Source organism: Aeromicrobium sp., from assembly GCF_014378035.1.
Classification (GTDB): Bacteria; Actinomycetota; Actinomycetes; order Propionibacteriales; family Nocardioidaceae; genus Aeromicrobium.
The window spans coordinates 1-2,726 of the sequence record NZ_JACMOM010000377.1; the positions used below are offsets into that span (position 1 = coordinate 1).

Genomic DNA, 2,726 nt, shown 5'->3' on the forward strand with positions numbered 1-2,726 from the left:
ACCAGGCGCTGAGCTTCGTGCGCGAGGTCGACGCGACCAACATCCGTCGCCGTCAGCGCATGGTGACGCTTGCAACCGAGGAGCTCGGCGGCACGCTCGAGGGACGGCGCCTGACGGTGCTCGGTGCGTCGTTCAAGCCCAACAGCGACGACGTCCGCGACTCCCCGCCCTCGACGTCGCCGCACAGCTCCATGCCGCTGGGGCGCACGTCGTTGTGACCGACCCGGTGTCCATCGGCAATGCCCGCGCCAAGCAAGCCGAGCTCCAGTACGCCGACACCGTCGAGGAGGCTGTCGCCGGCTCGGAGCTCGTCCTGCTCCTGACCGAGTGGGACGAGTTCGTCGGTCTCGATCCCGAGGTCGTCGGACCGCTGGTCACCGAGCGCCGCATCCTCGACGGCCGCAATGCCCTCGACCCTTCGCGCTGGAGGGCGGCGGGTTGGACCTACCGGGCCCTCGGCCGCGGCAAGGGCTGAATTACGTCCTCCGCGACAGCCTGCGGTAATCTCTCGTCAGGTATCACGCACCCACCACCGAAGGAAAAATCGTTGTCCATCGACATGGCAATCATCGGCCTCGGCTACGTCGGGCTTCCCCTCGCCCAGCAGGCATCCCGCTCAGGGCTCAGCGTGGTGGGGTTCGACGTCAACAGCGCGATGGTCGAGTCGCTCAACAGCGGAACGAGCCACATCGATGACCTCTCCGATGCTGACATCGCCGAGATGATCTCGCTCGGGTTCACCGCGACGACCGATGAGAACGTGCTTGCGGAGGCTGATGCAATCGTCATCTGCGTGCCCACTCCGTTGTCCGTCGACGGCGAGCCCGACCTCGGTGCGGTCATCTCCGCGACGACGACGATCTCCCGCCAGCTGCGCAAGGATCACCTCGTGGTGCTCGAGTCGACGACCTACCCGGGTACGACCGACGAGGTCGTCCGTCCCATCCTCGAGAAGTCCGGCCTGTCCGCGAGCAGCGACTTTCACCTCGCGTTCAGCCCAGAGCGCGTCGATCCGGGCAACCCGACGTACGGCATCGCCAACACCCCCAAGGTGGTCGGAGGACACACCGCGCACTCGACCGAGGTCGCCACGGCGTTCTACGGTCGGTTCATCGACTCCGTGGTGCCGTCCAAAGGCACACGCGAGGCCGAGATGACCAAGCTGCTGGAGAACACGTACCGGCACATCAACATCGCACTGGTCAACGAAATGGCGCAGTTCTGCCACGAGATGGATATCGATCTGTGGGAGGTCATCCGCAACGCGGCGACCAAGCCCTTCGGCTTCCAGGCGTTCTACCCCGGCCCTGGTGTCGGCGGGCACTGCATCCCGATCGACCCGAACTACCTGTCCTACAAGGTGCGCGCGACCCTTGGGCGCCCATTCCAGTTCGTCGAGCTCGCTCAGTCGATCAACCTGCAGATGCCGGCGTATGTGGTCGAGCGAGTCACCGACCTTCTCAACGATGAGGGCAGGGCCCTCCGCGGCTCGACGATCCTGCTGCTCGGCGTGACCTACAAGCCCAATATCGCCGACCAGCGTGAGTCGCCGGCGACGCCGCTGGCCCAGCTGCTGCTCGACAAGGGTGCCCACCTGGTCTTCCACGACCCGCACGTCGAGGACTGGAGGCCCAACGGGGTCGAGATCACTCCGGCAGACGATCTCGACGAGGCGCTGCGCACAGCAGATGTGTCGGTACTGTTGCAGAACCACAAGGAGTACGACCTCGGGGCGATCGCCTCGACCGCCAAGTGCCTGTTCGACACCAAGGGCGCGACCGACGACCCCAAGGTCTCCCGCCTCTGATCTGACTCGTGTCCCGGTTGGAGTCGGGGATCGCGCTCCGGGCTCAGTCCGCGAGCAGGTCGTCGCCCGTCTCCTGCTCGTGCTCGTGCCGCAGCGTCGACGTGGAGATCTTGTGCAGCATGCGGTGAGCGTCGGCCGTTACGAGCCGGCTGACGCTGAGCGTCCGCCTCACTTCGGTCAAGTCGTTCTGGAGCTTCTCGATCGATCGTCCGACATTGGTGGCGCTGATGGCGGACGTCAACTCCCGTGCCAGCTCGGCCTGTCGTGGACCGGTCGCGCGCTCCGCTGCATCGAGGGTGGCGTGCAGGCGACGATGATGCTGCTCGGTGCGCAACGCGAGGGCAAGGCCGATGATCGTCGTGAGCGTGAGCAGCACCGCGATGAAGTACCTACCGAAAAGCGCCACCAGGCCGACACTGACGGCGCTCGACACGAGCACCGTGACTGTCAAGCCGCCAAGCAGGAACGCACGCCGTTGCCGCCGGGAGAAGCGCGCAGCCGTCTGAACAGACCGCTCCGGCACCTTCTTCCGCTTGTTGCCGCCTGACTTCTGGGGTGCCTTGGACGCCGTGGGTGTCGTGGGTGCAACCGGTACGGTCGGCTCGTCCGGCACTCGCGGGTTCTTCGTTGCGAGATCGACGCCCGCCCCCAGAGCCTTCAGCAGCCCGTGGAGCACGGCCCCGCTGCCTTCGTCGGCAGATGGCGAGCGAGTCACTCGTACTCCCGGTGAGAGCGACTCGTGCACCATCACACTGACGCCTGCGAAGGCGGTCTCCCAGGCATTCACGTCCTCGTCGATCGGGTGAAGCGCCGCACCGATCATGACCTCCACATCCTTCGCCCCGAGGTCGAAGGCGCGTTCGACCATGGAGCGCAGCAGCCCGGGACTCGCCGTGAAGCCTGCGACGACCACCACGTC

3 protein-coding genes and 1 pseudogene are annotated in these 2,726 nt (G+C 66.1%); 3 read left to right on the forward strand and 1 reads right to left on the reverse strand.

Annotated elements, in window-relative coordinates; all coding sequences use genetic code 11:
• The 3 genes and pseudogenes from H7290_RS19975 to H7290_RS19985 form a co-directional block, all read left to right on the forward strand.
• A pseudogene (locus tag H7290_RS19975) lies at positions 1 to 218 on the forward strand (UDP-glucose 6-dehydrogenase); the annotation flags it as partial.
• Positions 215 to 475, forward strand: coding sequence for a UDP binding domain-containing protein (locus H7290_RS19980; RefSeq protein WP_290515773.1), 261 nt, complete (start codon positions 215 to 217; stop codon positions 473 to 475). The pseudogene H7290_RS19975 and the gene H7290_RS19980, both read left to right, overlap by 4 nt.
• 72 nt (positions 476 to 547) lie before the next feature.
• The gene (locus H7290_RS19985) at positions 548 to 1,807 is read left to right on the forward strand and encodes a nucleotide sugar dehydrogenase (protein WP_290515774.1); all 1,260 of its coding nucleotides are present in this window, start codon (positions 548 to 550) and stop codon (positions 1,805 to 1,807) included.
• Positions 1,808 to 1,850: 43 nt separating this feature from the next.
• Here H7290_RS19985 and H7290_RS19990 read toward each other — a convergent pair.
• Positions 1,851 to 2,726, reverse strand: an 876-nt coding sequence (locus H7290_RS19990; protein ID WP_290515775.1) for a hypothetical protein, incomplete at its 5' end; no start/stop codon positions are given.